The sequence below is a fragment of the Agromyces sp. NPDC004153 genome, from assembly GCF_053603635.1.
The window spans coordinates 1,955,244-1,970,336 of sequence record NZ_JBSGFY010000001.1; the positions used below are offsets into that span (position 1 = coordinate 1,955,244).

Sequence of the window (15,093 nt, forward strand, 5' to 3'; positions counted from 1 at the left end):
GAGGGAGAGGGGAACACATGTCAGACACTGCAAGCTCCGGATGGGTCGGCTGGGGCTGGTTCGCCGCGATCGTCATCATCATCGCGGGGGTCTTCGACGCCCTGTACGGGCTCGTGGCGATCCTCATGCCGCAGAGCTCGTACTTCCTGGTGACCGAGGGCGGGCTGTTGCTGTTCGACGTGTCCGGATGGGGCTGGTGGCACCTCATCCTGGGTGTCGCGCTGGTGCTCGTCGGCCTCGCGCTGATCGCCGGGGCGACCTGGGCGCGCGTGGTGGCGATCATCCTCGTCGCGTTCAACGGCCTCTCGCAGCTCGCCCTGCTGCCCGTGCAGCCGTGGTGGTCGCTCATCGTGCTCGCGCTCGACATCCTCGTGCTCTATGCGCTCACGGTGCACGGCAGGGAGCTCAAGTCCGCGAGCTAGCGGCGCAGACACGGCGAAGGGGCGGATGCCGCAGCATCCGCCCCTTCGTTCGCGTCGGGCTCAGGCGCCGTGCGCGAGCGCCTTGGCCTTCAGCGCGTCGTACTCCTGCTGGTTGATCGTGCCTGCGTCGAGCAGCGCCTTCGCCTTGGCGATCTCGTCCGACGGGCTCGCCGCGGTGCCCGCGGTCTGGCGGATGTACTCGTCGGTCGCGGCCTGGTACTGCCGGGCCTCCTTCTGCGCGCGCTCCGCCATGCCGCTGCCGCGGGCGATGAGGTAGACGAGCGCGGTCAGGAACGGCACGAAGACCAGGAAGATGATCCAGACCGCCTTCCACCAGCCGTTGAGCTTGTGGTCGCGGAAGAGGTCGGTGATGATCGCGATGACCGCCCAGAGGTAGGCGAAGAAGGCGAAGAACCAGAGGGTCCACCAGAGGATGTCGCCCAGGCTGTTCCAGAAACTCATCGAAGCCCTTTCAGAATGTCGGATGCCGCCGCTGGGGGCGGCGACGGGTCGCGCCCGTCTCCGGGGTGCGCCGGTCCGACTGGAGCCTGCGATCCCCCTGATCTCGGTGTCTCCCGTGGGCACCATATCGCGCAGGCTGGCGCGGTGGTAGCCGAAATCGTGTCGTGTCAGCCGGATCCGCGAGGCCGGCAGGTCGTATGGTGGGGCGCGTGAGCGGCGAGTTCCTCGATTGGTCCACCCTCAGCGCCTGGGACGTGACGTTCGCCCTGCTCTCGGTCGTCGCCGGCTGGATCGCGTCGCGACTGGTGCGCCGAGGCATCCTCGCGCTGCTCCGGCCCCTCGAGGGCATCCCGCCCGAGACGAAGCGCCGCATCGCGAGCATCTCGGGCATCGTCGTGCTGCTGCTCGGCGTCGGCGTCGCGCTGAGCTTCCTCGGGGCACCGCTGCAGCCCATCCTCGCGATCGTCATCATCGTGGCGATCGTCGCCCTGCTCGTGCTGCGGGGCATCGCCGACAACTTCTCGGCCGGCATCGTGCTGCAGACCCGCAAGCCCGTGCAGCCCGGCGACCAGGTCGAGACGGCCGACTACGACGGCACCGTCGAGGAGCTCACGAGCCGGTCGGTCATCGTGCGGTCGTTCGACGGACGGGCGGTGCACGTCCCGAACGCGGCGTTCCTCAACAACCCGTTCGTGAACGGATCCGCCTTCGGTGCGAACCGCACCGAGCTCGAGGTGCGCACGCCGCTGGGCGAGCACGGCGTCGAGGCGGCGCTGGCCGAGCTCGAGCGGGTCGCGGCATCCGTCGACGGCGTGCTGGCCGAGCCGGCCGCACCCGCGCCGTGGGCCAGGGCCATCACGATCGGCGGGAATCGCGTGACCGCGCGCGTGCAGGTGTGGCACGAGCCCGGGCGGAGCCAGTCGATCGGCGGCGCGGTCGTGCTCGCGCTCGCCGCGGCGCTCGCCGATCGCGGGCCCGACGTGCTCGTCACGAGCGAGCTGCCGTCGACGATGGCGCGCACCGAGGAGCGCTGACCGGGCGCTGACCTGCCGCTGACCCCCCGCGCGGGCTCTGTCGCCGTCGCGCCCCGGTGCAATAGCGTGTCCCGTGGGGGCACCGCTCCCACCCGCTCACGGCGAAGGGGATGCACGCCATGGCTGAGCACGGAACGCCGACGGTCGCAACGACGCCGGGTCGCACGGGGGACAGTCCGCCGCGCGCCTTCCTCGTCCTCATCGCGCTCGTGCTGGGCGCGGCCATCGCGAATCTCAACCTCGCCGTCGCCAACGTGGCGCTGCCCACGATCGGCGCGGCGTTCGACGCCTCGCAGACGCAGCTGAACCTGACCGCGGTCGGCTACAGCCTCGGGCTCGCGGCATCCGTGCTCTACCTCGGCGCCCTCGGCGACCGCTACGGCCGCAAGATGATGCTGCTGCTCGGCTCGCTGGCCTCGATCCCGTTCAGCCTGCTCGCCGCGTTCGCCCCGACGATCGAGGTGCTCGTCGTGGCGCGGATGCTCGGCGGCATCGCCGGCGGCATGTGCTTCCCGACCACGCTCGCGCTCATCGCGGCGCTCTGGGGCGGCGCGAAGCGCACCCGCGCGATCGCGCTCTGGTCGGCGATCGGGGCCGCGATCGCCGCGCTCGGGCCGCTCCTGTCGGGTTGGCTCCTGGGGCAGTTCGACTGGGGCTCGGTCTTCCTCGTCACCGTGCCGCTCGCACTGGTCGCGTTCATCATGGCGCTGATCTTCGTGCCCGCGCACGTGAACGAGTCGACCGAGAAGGTCGACAACCTCGGCGGCATCATCTCGATCGTCTTCGTCGGCTCGCTGATCCTGGCCATCAACTTCGCGGCGGTCCCCGACTCCACCACGCTCGTGCTCGTGCTGTCGGGCATCACTCTCGTGGGCGTCATCGCGTTCGTCCTGCGCCAACGCCGGGCGCCCAACCCGCTGTACGACCTGCACGTCGCGGCCAGGCCGCCGTTCTGGGTCGCGGCCGTGGCCGGCATCATCGTGTTCGGCTCGCTCATGGGCGCGATGTTCGTGGGGCAGCAGTTCCTGCAGAACGTCCTCGGGTACACCACCATCGAGGCGGGCGCGGCGATCCTCCCGACGGCGATCCTGATGGTGCTGATCGCGCCCATCTCGGCCCGGTTGGTCGACCGCATCGGGTCGCGCATGACCCTGCTGTCGGGCTACGTGTTCGTCTTCCTCGGCTTCCTCACGATGCTCGTGCTCTGGCGGGAGGGATCGGGCTACTTCGAGGTCGGCCTGGCCTACGCGTTCGTCGGCGCGGGCGTCGGCTTCGCCCAGACGCCCGCCGCGCACTCGCTGACCGGGTCGGTGCCGCCGACGCGCGTCGGAATGGCGTCGGCCACCGCCGACCTGCAGCGCGACCTGGGCGGCGCGCTCATGCAGTCGATCTTCGGCGCACTGCTGACGGCGGGCTACGCCGCCGCGTTCTCGAAGCAGATCGCAGCGTCGTCCGAGGCGTCCTCGATCTCGACCGCGACCGAGGCGCAGCTGACGAAGTCGTTCGACAGCGCCGCGGCGATGGCGAAGCAGTACCCGCAGTACGCCGACCAGATCACCGCGGCGGCGAAGGAGTCGTTCCTCGCCGGTGACCACTGGGCGTACACCGCCGGACTCGTGGCCGTCGTGATCGGCGCGATCCTCGTGTTCTTCTTCTTCCCGCGCAAGCAGCGCGAGGTCGAGCTGGTCGCTGAGTACCACGCGCAGGATGCCGCCGCCCTGGCAGCTTCGGCCAAGGAGACGGAGGGCCGCTGACACGATGCAGAAGCCGCTGGCGGGACTGGGCCGCCGCAACCTGGTTCGCGAACTCACCGCCGGCGTCACCCTCCTCGCCATCGCGATCCCCCTGAACATCGGCTACGCGCAGATCGCCGGCCTGCCCGCCACGGCGGGTCTCTACGCCCTGATCGTGCCGACGATCGTCTACGCGCTGGTCGTGTCGAGCCGCCAGCTGGTGGCGTCACCGGATGCCGCGGCGGCCGCGCTCGTCGCCTCGTCGATCGGCGGGCTGGCCACCGCCGGCAGTGCCGACTACGCGACGCTCGCGATGGCCCAGGCGATCATCTGCGGCATCCTGTTCGTGCTACTCGCGGTGCTGAAGCTCGGCTTCCTCGCGAACTTCCTCTCGAAGCCGATCCTCGTGGGGTTCGTCGGGGGTCTCGCGCTCGACATCCTCGTGAGCCAGGTCGCGAAGATGCTCGGCGTGTCGATCGACTCCGGCGGCGAGTTCGTCGACAAGGTGGTCGGGCTCGTGACCGGGCTCGGCACCACCAACCTCGTCTCGCTCGCGATCTCGGTCGTCTCGGTCGCGATCCTGCTCCTCGGCCGCCGCTTCCTGCCGGTCGTGCCGTGGGCGCTCGTGGTGCTCGTGCTCGCGACGATCGTCGTCGTGATCGCCGACCTCGACGACAAGGCGGGCGTCGACGTGCTCGGCGAGGTGCCCGCCGGACCGCCCGCGCTCACGTGGCCGGTCATCGACTGGTCGACGTGGCTCGTGCTCATCCCGTCGGCGATCGCGCTGACGCTCGTGACGACCGCCGAGGGACTCCTCGTCTCCCGGTCGTACGGCGAGAAGCGCGGGTACGCCACGAACCCGAACCGCGACCTCTTCGCGTTCGGCGTCGGCAACATCGCCGCCGGGGCGAGCGCCAGCTTCGCCGTCGGGTCGTCCACCTCGCGAACCGCCGCCATGGACCAGGCCGGCTCCCGGACCCAGCTGCCCTCGCTCGTGCTCGCGGTCGGCACGCTGCTGCTCCTGCTGTTCGGCACGGCACTGCTCGCCGACATCCCGTCGCCCGCGATCGGCGCGATCGTCGGCGTGGCGATCCTGCCGCTGCTCGGCATCCGCGACTTCATCCAGCTCTGGCGGCAGGACCGCTTCGAGTTCGTGGTCGGCGCCGCTTGCTTCCTCGTGACGCTGTTCATCGGCGCCATTCCCGGCATCCTCGTCTCGTTCGTGCTCGCGCTCATCAACCTCGCGAAGCGCGCCGCGAACCCGGCGATCGACGTGCTCGAGGCCGGTGGCGAGCCCACCGACTCGCTACTCGACGAGGCGCCGAGCGGCGCGGTCACGGCGCCCGGCGTGATCGTGATCCGGCTCGCCGCGCCGCTGTTCTTCGCCAACGGCACGGTCTTCGACGACGCCGTGAAGCGCGCAGTCACCGCCGCCGAGGCCGCGGGCAACGGTCCGGTACGCCATCTGGTCGTCGACATGGAAGCCGTGACCGACGTCGACGTCACGGGCGCCGAGAGCTTCGACGCCCTGCTTGCGTGGCTCGACCGGCGGAACGTCGCGCTCGCCTTCAGCCGGGTCCGCCCCGACGCGCATCGTCGCCTCGCCGACCTGGGCCTGCTGGGCGAGCGGCCGGTCTACGAGACGAACCGCGCGGCCATCGCGGCGCTCGCCGCGCCGACGCCGTGAACGGGATTCCCGCCCGCCCGGGGCATCCGACGCTAGTGTGCAATCAGCACCGCTGAGCAGGGTCGACGAGGGGAACGTCTTGGGAGCCGTCTTCGGGGACATCCTGCCGCTGGCGGTCGGGATCGCGATCAGTCCCATCCCGATCATCGCGGCGATCCTCATGCTGCTCTCGCCGAAGGCGAAGGGCACGAGCGTCGGCTTCCTTCTGGGCTGGGTGGTCGGCATCGTCGTGGCGGTCGTCGTGTTCACGCTGCTCGCGTCGGTGCTCCCCGAGCAGGACCCCGATGCATCGAAGCCCGTCTCGGGCACGATCAAGATCGTCCTCGGCGTGCTGCTCCTGCTGCTCGCGATCCGGCAGTGGCGGAGCCGGCCGAAGCCGGGCGAGGAGCCGCCGCTGCCGAAGTGGATGGCGGCCATCGACGACATGAACGCGGGCCGCGGGTTCGGGCTCGGCTTCATCCTCTCCGCCGTCAACCCGAAGAACCTCATCATGGCGGTCGGAGCCGGCATCACGATCGGCACCGGCGGCCTCACGATCGGCGAGGACGTCGTCGTGATCCTCCTGTTCACGCTCATCGCCGCCAGCTCGGTCGCGGTGCCCGTGATCGCCTACCTCGTGGCATCCGCCCGCATGGCCGGGCCGCTCGAGTCGCTGCGGGGGTGGCTCGTGCACAACAACGCGACGGTGATGGCCGTACTGCTGCTGGTGATCGGCGTGGTCGTCATCGGCAAGGGGATCGGGAGCTTCTGATCATGACCGGGCCGGCGACGACGGATGCCCCGACGGGGGCGGCTGCCGGCCGGGACGGGCTCGCGCACGGCACCCGCGTGCTCCTCACGGTCGCCGCCGCGGTCGTCGCCTTCGGCGGCATCTGGCTCGGACGCGAGATCCTCGCCCCCGTCGCCGTCGCGTCCGTCGTCGTGATCATCGCCCACCCGGTGCGGTATCCCCTCGAGCGCCGCGGCTGGCCGCGCTGGCTGGCCACTACCGTGGTCATCGTGGTCGCGTACCTCATCCTCGCGATCCTCGCGGGACTGCTGATCTTCGCCTCCGCCCAGTTCGTCGCGATGCTGCCCGACTACGCCGACGAGCTGGAGGCGACCGCCGCGTCGATCGCCGACACGCTCTCGGCGCTCGGGCTCTCCGACGAGGCCTCCGACGCGACGTCGTCGATCCTCGACCCCGGCACGCTCGTCGGCGTCGCGGCATCCGTCGCCGACGCCGTGCTCGGCTTCGCGACCGCCTTCTTCTTCGTGCTCGCCTACGTCATCTTCATGGCCGCGGATGCCGCGCGATTCGGCCGGCTCGCCACGGTGTTCGGCGGCGCCCGCGCCGACGGGATCGGCTCGCGGTACTTCAGCGGCGTGCGCCGCTACTACGTCGTGAACGCGACGTTCGGCGCGATCGTCGCCGTGCTCGACGGCCTGCTGCTCTGGGCACTCGGGATCCCGATCCCGATCGTGTGGGCGATCCTGGCGTTCGTCACGAACTTCGTGCCGAACATCGGCTTCGTGCTCGGGCTCATCCCGCCCGCTGTGCTCGCCCTCGTGATCGGCGGCTGGCCGCTCGCGCTCGTCGTGGTGCTCGCCTACAGCGCCATCAACGTCACGCTGCAGGTGCTCATCCAGCCGAAGTTCGTGAGCGACGCCGTCGACCTCAGCCTCACGCTCTCGTTCTTCTCGGTCGTCTTCTGGGCCTTCGTGATCGGGCCCATCGGGGCGATCCTGTCCATCCCGCTCACCCTGCTCGTGCGAGCGCTGCTCGTGGAGCCCGACGATCGTGCCGACACGCTCCGACGCCTGTCGGGGAACCCGACCCAGGAGGGGAGTCACCATGTGGTGGAACCGTCGCAAGCAGGCCGCGACTGAAGCGCCCGAGCCGGCCGCGCCCGACGCGCCGCCGGCCGACACCACGCCGGTGTCGGCGCACCGCACTGCCTTCATCATGCTCGGGCTCGCCGGGGCGGTCGTCGTGTCCTTCGGGATCGCCGCGATCGCCGAGATCTTCGTGTGGTCGTTCTTCGCCCTCGTGCTCACGATCTGCGTCTACCCGCTCCGGTCGTGGCTCGAACGGCACGGCGTGAAACGGGGCGTCGCGACCGTCGCGGTGATCCTCGCCGTCGTGGTGCTCCTGGGCGCATTCGCCTTCGCCTTCTTCTTCTCGTTCGCCCAGTTCCTCGCGCTGCTCCCCCAGTACACCGACGAGCTGGCGTCCTGGGCCTCCAACTTCGGGACGTGGCTGTCGAGCCTCGGAGTCGGCCAGCAGCAGATCGACGAGATCTCCAACTGGTTCGATCCGGGCAAGGTCCTCGACGCGATCGGCACCGTGCTGGGGAGCGCCGCAGGGTTCGTGACCGCGGCGGTGATCCTGCTGACGATGCTCATGCTCATGGCGATGGACTCGTCCCCCGTGCGCACGCTCGTGCGCGAGCTCTACCCGCGCCGGCCCCTGCTCGCCACGGCGGCCTTCGCCTACACGATCGGCGTGCGCCGCTACATGGTGGTCACGACGTTCCTCGGCATCGCCCAGGGCGTGATCAACTGGATCGCCCTGGTGCTGCTCGGCGTGCCGGGCGCCGCACTGTGGGGCGTGCTCGCGTTCCTCTGCAGCTTCATCCCGAACGTCGGCTACTTCATCGCGATCATCCCGCCGATCGTGTTCGGCGCGCTCGTGGGCGGCTGGCCGCTCGTGCTCGCCGTCATCGTCGTCTACGGCATCATCAACGCGGTGGTGCAGTCGCTGGTGCAGCCGCGCGTCGTCGGCAACGCCGTGGCGCTGAGCCAGTCGATCACGTTCTTCTCGGTGCTGTTCTGGGCGGTCGTGCTCGGGCCGATGGGCGCCATCCTCGCCATCCCGCTGACGCTGCTGGTGCGGATGCTCCTGGTCGACTCGAACCCGAACATGACGTGGACCCGCGCCGCACTCGGCGACTTCGACGAGGCGAAGAAGGTCATGGAGGCCGAGGACGCCGCGGCGAAGGCCGAGCGCAAGCTCCGGCGGCACCCCGCGGCATCCGGTGGCAGCGCCGCAGCCGACCCCGGGACGGCTGCGGCCGCGACGGACGCGGCCCCGAGCTGATCTCGAGGATGCGAGTTCGACTCCCCGTGGACTCCTGAATCCGAGGACGCAGCCAGTTGCCCGCTGCACGTCCTCGGATTCAGGAGTCGTCCGCCGGGGACACGTCCGTCGGAGTTACGACCGGCTCGAGGCGGCGAGCGGACCAGCCTCTGCCGCCGGCGCTCAGTCGGCGGGGATCGTTCCCTTGCGGTCGGGTAGTCGCCGGGTGAACGGCAGCGCGATCAGGGCGGCCGCAGCGCAGGCGAGCATGCCGAGCTTGACGCCCATGAGCTGGGCTGCCGAATAGTTCGCCACGAGGTCGTCGACCTGGTCGGCGGGGATCCCCGCCTCGAGGAGCGCCTGCTCCGCCTCCGAGGGCGGGATGTACTCGATACCCGACGAGACCTGCACGGTGACCTGGTCGGCGACGGCCGACTCGATGTCGGGGTCGTCGGCGATGAGGCCCAGCACGGATGCCGCGAGCGCGCCCACCATGAGCGAGCCGATGAGCGCCGTGCCGAGCGACGAGCCGAGGTTCTGCGCGGTGTACTGCAGGCCGCCGGCCTCGCTGCGCGCGTCGGCGGGCACCGAGGACTGCACGACGTTGCCGAGCTGCGACGCGAGCAGGCCCGTGCCGAGGCCGACGAGGGCCATACCGATGGCGAACGGGGTCGTGGCGAGCTGCGGCTCGATCGTGGCGATGATGACGAGGCAGGCGACGGCGATGGTGAGCAGGCCCACCCGCACGAGCGCGCGCGCGCCGAAGCGGCCGCCGAGTCGAGCGCCGATCGCCGCGGCGGCGAGCATGGCGATGGACGTGGGCAGCAGGCGGAGGCCGGTCTGGAACGCGTCCATGCCCTGCGTGATCTGCAGGTAGAGCGGCACGGCGAAGAAGATGCCGAGTAGCACGAGGTTCTGGGCGAGGAGGCTGGCGAGTCCCGACCGGAGCGCGGGGATCCGGAGGTTGGCCACGTCGAGCAGTGGAACGCGTCCTCGGTTCGCGACCCGGCGCTCCCAGGCGAGGAACGCCCAGAGCACCAGTAGCCCCGCGCCGATGACGAACGGCGTCAGCGCGAAGCCGAAGGGCGTGATCGGCGACTGCACGGGCTGGATCCAGCCCCACGTGCCGCTCTGCAGCACGCCGACCACGACGAGCGCGAGCCCGAGCGCAGACAGGATCGCCCCGATGACGTCGAGACGGAACTTCTCGCGCACGTGGTCGTCGGTGATCCACGAGCTCACGGCGAGCACGAAGACGACGAAGACGACCTCGCCGGCGAACACCCAGCGCCAGGAGTACTCGGTCGTGAGCCAGCCGCCGAGCAGTGGCCCGATCGCGATGCCGGCGCCCGCCACGCCGCCGATGATGCCGTAGGCACGGGCTCGCGCGGCGCCCTGGTAGCTGCCCGCCACGAGCGCGGCGAGCGCGGGGAGCACGAGGGCGGCGCCGGCGCCCTCGATGAACGACCAGCCGAGGATGAGGACGCCGACGGTCGGCGCCAGTGCGGTCATCAGCGACCCGACCGCGTAGATGACGAGCCCGATGCGGAAGATGCGCAGGCGCCCGAACAGGTCGCCGATCTTGCCGCCCGTGAGCATGAGCGCCGCCATCACGAGCGCGTAGAGCGTGATCGCGAGCTGGATCATCGACACCGTGGTGTCGAACTCCTCGACGAGTTGGCTGATCGACACGCTCATCACTGAGCTGTCGAGGACCATGATGAACTGCGCGATCGCGAGCGGGATGACCGCGCGGGAGGCCGACTTCGCGGTGGTCGAGGGTGCGCCCGCGGGCGGCGTCGCCTGCGTCACGAGGCCGACGCCTCGACTCGGCCCTCCGCGATGGCGGCGAGCAGCGCGGTGTGGTCTGCTTCGGTGCGATCGGCGTAGGCCACCGAGAAGTCGAGGATCGCGCGGGCGAAGTCCTTGGCGTCGCCGACGTAGCCGCTGATGAACGCTGGGTCGCCGCCACGGGCGTGCGCCCGCGCGAGGATGATGCCGCAGTACTCGGCGTAGATGCGCATGGTCGACGGTTCCATCACCTCGGGCTCGGCGGAGCCCTTCCAGTCGCGGAACTGGCGCACGTAGAAGTCGCGATCGTTGCCGTCGATGCCCGTGCCGGTGGTCCAGCCGACGAGCACGTCGCCGAGCGCCTGCATGATGCGCTGGCCGTGCACGACGCGCTGGCCCTGGTGCGTGTACGCGCTGGGCTCGCCGGGTGGCTCGAGCACCGACTGCTGCGCCTCCTTCGCCTGCAGCATGAGCACGTCGTCCTTGCCGTTGCCCTGGAACAGGACGACCCACGCCCGCGTGCCGACGCTGCCGACGCCGACGACCTTCATCGCGGCATCCACCATGCGGAACCGGTCGAGCACGCGGCGACGCTCGGGTGAGAGGGTCTCGCGGTAGGTCTCGAAGATGTCGCGGATGCGCTGCTCCGCCTCGTCGTTCGAGAGCCCGCTCTCCTCGGCGATGTGCCGGAACGGCACGAGGATCGGGGGGTCGGACTTGAACCGCCAGACGCCGTCGACCCGCTCGGCCAGGCTGTTCGCGGCCTGTCGGCTGTCGCGTCGGCGGGACTTGGCGATGATGCGGTGCGCACGCTCGGACGCCTCGGTCGCGAGCTCGCTGCTCAGCCCCGTGAGCACGTCCTCCATGTCGAGCCGCGCGGTGAAGAGCTCGACGAGGGGCGTGCGGGCGGCCTGCCGCATCGCGGCGCCGTACGCCCGCACCACCCGCATCACGATCCTCGCGCGGGTGTCGTCGTCGAAGCCGCGCGCGCGAGCCGCGATCTCGAAGCTCGCGGCCATCCGCTTGACGTCCCACTCGAACGGGCCGGGCGCCGTCTCGTCGAAGTCGTTCAGGTCGATGACGAGCGACCGCTCGGGCGAGGCGAACACCCCGACGTTGGAGAGATGCGCGTCCCCGCAGAGATGGGTGATGATGCCGGAGTCCGGGACCTCGCGGAGGTCGTCGGCCATGATCGCGGCGGCACCGCGGTAGAACGCGAACGGCGACGAGGCCATCCGGCTGTGACGCAGCGCGATGAGGCTCGGGACGCGCGACTCGGCCTGGCGCTCGAGCACGGAGATCGGGTCGCGGTCCGACGGCGCGAGGGCGCCGTGCGCGTCGACGGGTATCCGGGTGCGCGCCTCACGTCCGAGGTCGCGGCGTGCCTTGCGTGGCAGGAGGGCCTGGTCGGTCCGAGTGTCCAGTGCGATGCTCATTGCGGCTCCTCCCGCTCAGCTGACGGCTTCGGGTACGACCTCGGTCGTCGGCGGTGCCGGCGGCGACGCGGCATCCGTCGTCGAAGCGACGATGGCGTCGACGAAGCGGATGAACACGGTGATCCAGCTGAAGATCACGGTGAACGCCACCAGCTCGAAGGCCGTGAGGTTGTAGTACGCGATGGGCGTGAACAGCAGGAAGCTCACGATCAGTACCGCGAACGTCACGTAGCAGATCACGAAGAAGCGCCGGGGCAGGCCCTTGAGGATCCACGGGGACCCGAGCACCATCACCGCGAAGGCCGCGGCCATGCCCGACGCACACCCATTGTGCACGGCCATGTTCACGTCGACGGGGAAGAGCCCGACCCCGGCGAGCATGAGGCCGAGGATGACGAACGTCACCGACATGACGCGGGGCGCCCACGCGTGCGCGAGGATGCCGCGGTCGACGAGCGACGTGAGGTCGCGGTGCAGGTAGAGCGTGAAGGTCGTGACGAAGAAGCCCGCCACGATGAGGGTCGCGTTGAACATCCACGCCGAGAAGTCGCCGGCCGTGCCGAGCTGGCTGAAGTGGTACTCCCACCAGTACTCGTCCTCGACCGCGGCGATCGACGCGAGGGTCGACAGGGCCATGAACGCCACGAGCAGTGTCGCCATCTTGCGGGTCGTGATGTCGGAGACCGACAGGGAGATCAGGTACCCGCTCGCGCCCGCCGACGCGACGACGCCGATCGTGCCGATGATGACGTCGACCTCGAGGCCGTCGAAGCTCCGCTGGAGCACGACGAAGACCGACGCGGTGAAGATGCCGGCGAGTGCGGCGTGCACCAGTGCGACGGTGGTCGCGTCGAGCACGAACTTCCACGGCCGGATGCGCAGCCGCCACTCCTGGCCCCGGCGGTGGCGCGAGCGCCAGTAGCCCACGTAGCCGACGACGACGCCCGCGAGCAGCGCGGCGATCGCGGCCACCGCGCCCACCGACAGGCCCCCGCCCCACAGCGGCACCATCCGCCCGATGAAGAGCGTGAACGCGACGATGCCGCAGACCACCGCCGCCGCCGTACCCGCGTAGACCGCCTCCGACTCGACCCTGAGCCGCGTCGAGCGGATGTCGCCGCCGCCGCTCGTTCCCGCATCCACCTGAACGCTCACCGGAACCCCCGTTCCACTGCGCCGACGCGATCGACCACTGACCGTGACTGCATGATACGGCGGCGGACGTCCCCGGCATAGACCCGGGAATCGGGGGTCGATCCGCTCTTCCCCAACCGTCGCGCCGGGCGTACGCTGCCCTCAGGTGAGAGGGGGAACATGCCTGAATTCGAGTACGGACCCGTCGAGATCCTGGTTGTCGGGTTCCCTGGTGAGCGGCCCGATGCCGCGACCTTCGAGGCGATCGGAGACCTCGTCGAGGCCGGTGACATCCGGCTCCTCGATGCGGTGGTCGTCTCGCGCTCCGAGAACGGGGATCTCGACATCGTCGAGATCGAGGACCTGGGCGACGAGATCGACGTGACCGAGATCGAGCTGGAGGCCAACGGCCTCGTCGGCGAGGAGGACGTGAACGACCTCGGTGGGGCGATCCCGCCGGGCACCTCGGGCGCGATGCTCGCCATCGAGCTCGTCTGGGCGAAGCGACTCGCGTCGCGGTTCGCCGAGTCGGGCGGGGTGCTCCTGCAGTCGGAGCGCATCCCGGCGCCGGTCGTCAACGCCATCATGGCCGAGGCCGAAGAGGCCGAGGCCGCCGGTACGGAGTGAGGGGAAGCACATGCTGAGGAGGATGGGACGTCCTGGTCTCGTCGGGATGGCCGCCCGCACGGCCGTCGTCGCGGGCACTGCGACCGCGGTGTCGGGCAGCGTTGCGCGGCATCAGGCGAACAAGGACCAGGAGCGATACGAGCAGCAGCAGTACGAGGCGCAGCAGCAGCAGGCGGCCATGAACGCCGCCGCGCAGCAGGCCGTCGCGCAGCAGCAGGCCGCAGCCGCGCAGGCAGCGCCCGCCGCGCCGGCAGCCGCGGCCGGCGGCACCGACGTCGTCGCCGAACTGCAGAAGCTGGCTGCGTTGAAGGAGCAGGGCATCCTCTCCGACGACGAGTTCGCCGCGGCGAAGGCGAAACTGCTCGGCTGACCACGACTCGGCGGTCGGGCCCTCACTCGTGAGACGTGGGGCCCGGCCGCCGCTTCGCGCGCCCCGAGGGCGGAGTCGGCGCCGCCGCCCGCGCCTGCCGCGAGCGCGGGCGCCGCGGCATCCGGCCTGTGCCTTGCCTGCGAAGGGCCGCCCAGCCCTTGCCGGGGCATCCGCCTGCCCCTCTACGATGAGGCATGGCCGTCGCGCTGAGGGGACTCTCGACCGTCGTTCCGCCCACCGTGCTGATCCAGGAGGAGGTGCGGGACGTCTTCGGAGCGCAGCCGGGCCTGAACCGCCTCGCGCAGCGCATCGTCTCGACGAGCTTCAACGTGTCGGGCATCGCGAAGCGGCACACCGTGCTCACCGAGCTGAGTCGCGATGCCCACCCCGACGAACCGGTGTTCTTCGACATCGACAGTGGCGAGCTGCTGTTCCCGGGCACGAAGGCGCGCAACGAGCTGTACGCCGAGTTCGCGACGAGCCTGTACGTCGAGGCGGGCCGCGCGGCCATCGCCGCGACGCCGGGCCTCGAGGCATCCGATGTCACGCACATCATCACGGTGTCGTGCACGGGCTTCTACGCCCCCGGCCCCGACTTCGTGATCGCGCGCGAGCTGGGGCTCGACGCCGGTGTCGAGCGATACCACCTCGGATTCATGGGCTGCTATGCGTCGGTGCCTGCGCTGCGCATCGCGAAGCAGCTGTGCGAAGCGGATGCCGCGGCCGTCGTGCTCGTCGTCTCGGTCGAGCTCTGCACGCTGCACCTGCGCAGCTCGAACGACCCCGACACGATCGTGGCGTCGTCGCTGTTCGCCGACGGCGCTGGTGCCGGGATCGTCACCGCGCGTCCGCTCGAGGACGGCGAGCGCGCGTTCGACCTCGACCGCTTCGCCACGCGCATCACGCCCGTCGGCGAAGGCGACATGGCGTGGAAGATCGGCGACCACGGCTTCGAGATGGTGCTGTCCAACGCGATCCCGGCGATCATCGACGACCACATCACGGGCGCGCTCGAGCCGCTGTTCGACCACGACGCCGCGCTCGCCGAGGCGCTGGCGACGGATGCCTCGAGCGACGCGATCGAGCACTGGGCCATCCATCCGGGTGGTCGCAGCATCCTCGACAAGGTGGAGTCCCGACTGGTGCTCACCGAGGCGCAGCTCGTTCCCGCCCGCGAGACGTTGCGCGACTACGGCAACATGTCGAGCGCGACGGTGCTGTTCGTGCTGCGCAACATCCTCGACTCGGATGCCGCCGCCGACGGCGATCGGGTCGCGGCCATGGCCTTCGGCCCGGGGCTGACGGTCGAGTCGGCCCTGCTCACGGTGCGCGCCTGATC

The 15,093-nt window shown here is 70.5% G+C and carries 14 protein-coding genes; 10 read left to right on the top strand and 4 right to left on the bottom strand.

Annotation, left to right across the window (positions count from 1 at the left end):
* The first annotated feature begins 17 nt into the window (after nucleotides 1–17).
* Nucleotides 18–422 carry a DUF7144 family membrane protein gene (locus ACWEOH_RS09115; protein WP_452030195.1) on the top strand — a complete coding sequence of 135 codons (405 nt, stop codon included), beginning with the start codon at nucleotides 18–20 and terminating at the stop codon, nucleotides 420–422.
* A gap of 60 nt (nucleotides 423–482) precedes the next feature.
* Here the strand turns inward: ACWEOH_RS09115 and ACWEOH_RS09120 are convergent, their stop codons facing one another.
* Nucleotides 483–884 carry an SHOCT domain-containing protein gene (locus tag ACWEOH_RS09120; RefSeq protein ID WP_452030197.1) on the bottom strand — a complete coding sequence of 134 codons (402 nt, stop codon included), beginning with the start codon at nucleotides 882–884 and terminating at the stop codon, nucleotides 483–485.
* Nucleotides 885–1,093: 209 nt separating this feature from the next.
* Here ACWEOH_RS09120 and ACWEOH_RS09125 point away from each other — a divergent pair, with 209 nt between their 5' ends.
* The 6 genes from ACWEOH_RS09125 (at nucleotide 1,094) to ACWEOH_RS09150 (ending at nucleotide 8,417) form a co-directional block, all read left to right on the top strand.
* Nucleotides 1,094–1,918 carry a mechanosensitive ion channel family protein gene (locus tag ACWEOH_RS09125; protein WP_452030199.1) on the top strand — a complete coding sequence of 275 codons (825 nt, stop codon included), beginning with the start codon at nucleotides 1,094–1,096 and terminating at the stop codon, nucleotides 1,916–1,918.
* 119 nt (nucleotides 1,919–2,037) lie between these two features.
* Nucleotides 2,038–3,672 carry a DHA2 family efflux MFS transporter permease subunit gene (locus tag ACWEOH_RS09130; RefSeq protein ID WP_452030201.1) on the top strand — a complete coding sequence of 545 codons (1,635 nt, stop codon included), beginning with the start codon at nucleotides 2,038–2,040 and terminating at the stop codon, nucleotides 3,670–3,672.
* A 4-nt stretch (nucleotides 3,673–3,676) separates the two neighbouring features.
* The gene (locus ACWEOH_RS09135; protein WP_452030203.1) at nucleotides 3,677–5,338 is read left to right on the top strand and encodes a SulP family inorganic anion transporter; all 1,662 of its coding nucleotides are present in this window, start codon (nucleotides 3,677–3,679) and stop codon (nucleotides 5,336–5,338) included.
* 79 nt (nucleotides 5,339–5,417) lie between these two features.
* Nucleotides 5,418–6,089: a GAP family protein gene (locus ACWEOH_RS09140; protein WP_452030205.1), complete on the top strand. Its 672-nt coding sequence runs from the start codon at nucleotides 5,418–5,420 to the stop codon at nucleotides 6,087–6,089.
* A 2-nt stretch (nucleotides 6,090–6,091) separates the two neighbouring features.
* A complete protein-coding gene (locus tag ACWEOH_RS09145) occupies nucleotides 6,092–7,207 on the top strand; it encodes an AI-2E family transporter (protein ID WP_452030207.1) in 1,116 nt (371 codons plus the stop codon).
* On the top strand, nucleotides 7,173–8,417 hold the full coding sequence (locus ACWEOH_RS09150) for an AI-2E family transporter (protein WP_452030209.1): 1,245 nt from the start codon (nucleotides 7,173–7,175) through the stop codon (nucleotides 8,415–8,417). Before ACWEOH_RS09145 ends, ACWEOH_RS09150 begins: the two co-directional genes overlap by 35 nt.
* A gap of 162 nt (nucleotides 8,418–8,579) precedes the next feature.
* On the opposite strand, the gene ACWEOH_RS09155 is transcribed toward ACWEOH_RS09150, so the two are convergent.
* Genes ACWEOH_RS09155 through ACWEOH_RS09165 form a run of 3 tightly spaced genes read right to left on the bottom strand, consistent with a single transcriptional unit; the run spans nucleotide 8,580 to nucleotide 12,778 of the window.
* Nucleotides 8,580–10,208 (bottom strand): MFS transporter, encoded by a 1,629-nt coding sequence (locus tag ACWEOH_RS09155; RefSeq protein ID WP_452030211.1) that lies wholly within the window; start codon nucleotides 10,206–10,208, stop codon nucleotides 8,580–8,582.
* Entirely contained in the window at nucleotides 10,205–11,623 is a 1,419-nt protein-coding gene (locus tag ACWEOH_RS09160; RefSeq protein ID WP_452030213.1) for a DUF2252 domain-containing protein, read from the bottom strand. The genes ACWEOH_RS09155 and ACWEOH_RS09160 overlap by 4 nt, the downstream gene beginning before the upstream one ends.
* A gap of 15 nt (nucleotides 11,624–11,638) precedes the next feature.
* Nucleotides 11,639–12,778, bottom strand: a complete 1,140-nt coding sequence (locus tag ACWEOH_RS09165) for a DUF998 domain-containing protein (RefSeq protein ID WP_452030215.1) — start codon at nucleotides 12,776–12,778, stop codon at nucleotides 11,639–11,641.
* A 159-nt stretch (nucleotides 12,779–12,937) separates the two neighbouring features.
* Here ACWEOH_RS09165 and ACWEOH_RS09170 point away from each other — a divergent pair, with 159 nt between their 5' ends.
* From ACWEOH_RS09170 to ACWEOH_RS09180, 3 genes are all read left to right on the top strand, one after another.
* Entirely contained in the window at nucleotides 12,938–13,384 is a 447-nt protein-coding gene (locus ACWEOH_RS09170) for a DUF6325 family protein (protein ID WP_452030217.1), read from the top strand.
* A 22-nt stretch (nucleotides 13,385–13,406) separates the two neighbouring features.
* A complete protein-coding gene (locus ACWEOH_RS09175) occupies nucleotides 13,407–13,754 on the top strand; it encodes an SHOCT domain-containing protein (RefSeq protein WP_452030219.1) in 348 nt (115 codons plus the stop codon).
* A 194-nt stretch (nucleotides 13,755–13,948) separates the two neighbouring features.
* Nucleotides 13,949–15,091 carry a type III polyketide synthase gene (locus ACWEOH_RS09180; protein WP_452030221.1) on the top strand — a complete coding sequence of 381 codons (1,143 nt, stop codon included), beginning with the start codon at nucleotides 13,949–13,951 and terminating at the stop codon, nucleotides 15,089–15,091.
* Nucleotides 15,092–15,093: the final 2 nt, after the last annotated feature.

Excerpts from the sequence above, each read along its gene's own strand:
- ACWEOH_RS09170 (WP_452030217.1), top strand. The coding sequence starts at position 12,938 with ATGCCTGAATTCGAGTACGGACCCGTCGAGATCCTGGTTGTCGGGTTC.
- ACWEOH_RS09130 (WP_452030201.1), top strand. The coding sequence starts at position 2,038 with ATGGCTGAGCACGGAACGCCGACGGTCGCAACGACGCCGGGTCGCACG.
- ACWEOH_RS09115 (WP_452030195.1), top strand. The coding sequence starts at position 18 with ATGTCAGACACTGCAAGCTCCGGATGGGTCGGCTGGGGCTGGTTCGCC.
- ACWEOH_RS09180 (WP_452030221.1), top strand. The coding sequence starts at position 13,949 with ATGGCCGTCGCGCTGAGGGGACTCTCGACCGTCGTTCCGCCCACCGTG.
- ACWEOH_RS09145 (WP_452030207.1), top strand. The coding sequence starts at position 6,092 with ATGACCGGGCCGGCGACGACGGATGCCCCGACGGGGGCGGCTGCCGGC.
- ACWEOH_RS09175 (WP_452030219.1), top strand. The coding sequence starts at position 13,407 with ATGGGACGTCCTGGTCTCGTCGGGATGGCCGCCCGCACGGCCGTCGTC.
- ACWEOH_RS09160 (WP_452030213.1), bottom strand. The coding sequence starts at position 11,623 with ATGAGCATCGCACTGGACACTCGGACCGACCAGGCCCTCCTGCCACGC.
- ACWEOH_RS09135 (WP_452030203.1), top strand. The coding sequence starts at position 3,677 with ATGCAGAAGCCGCTGGCGGGACTGGGCCGCCGCAACCTGGTTCGCGAA.
- ACWEOH_RS09120 (WP_452030197.1), bottom strand. The coding sequence starts at position 884 with ATGAGTTTCTGGAACAGCCTGGGCGACATCCTCTGGTGGACCCTCTGG.
- ACWEOH_RS09150 (WP_452030209.1), top strand. The coding sequence starts at position 7,173 with ATGTGGTGGAACCGTCGCAAGCAGGCCGCGACTGAAGCGCCCGAGCCG.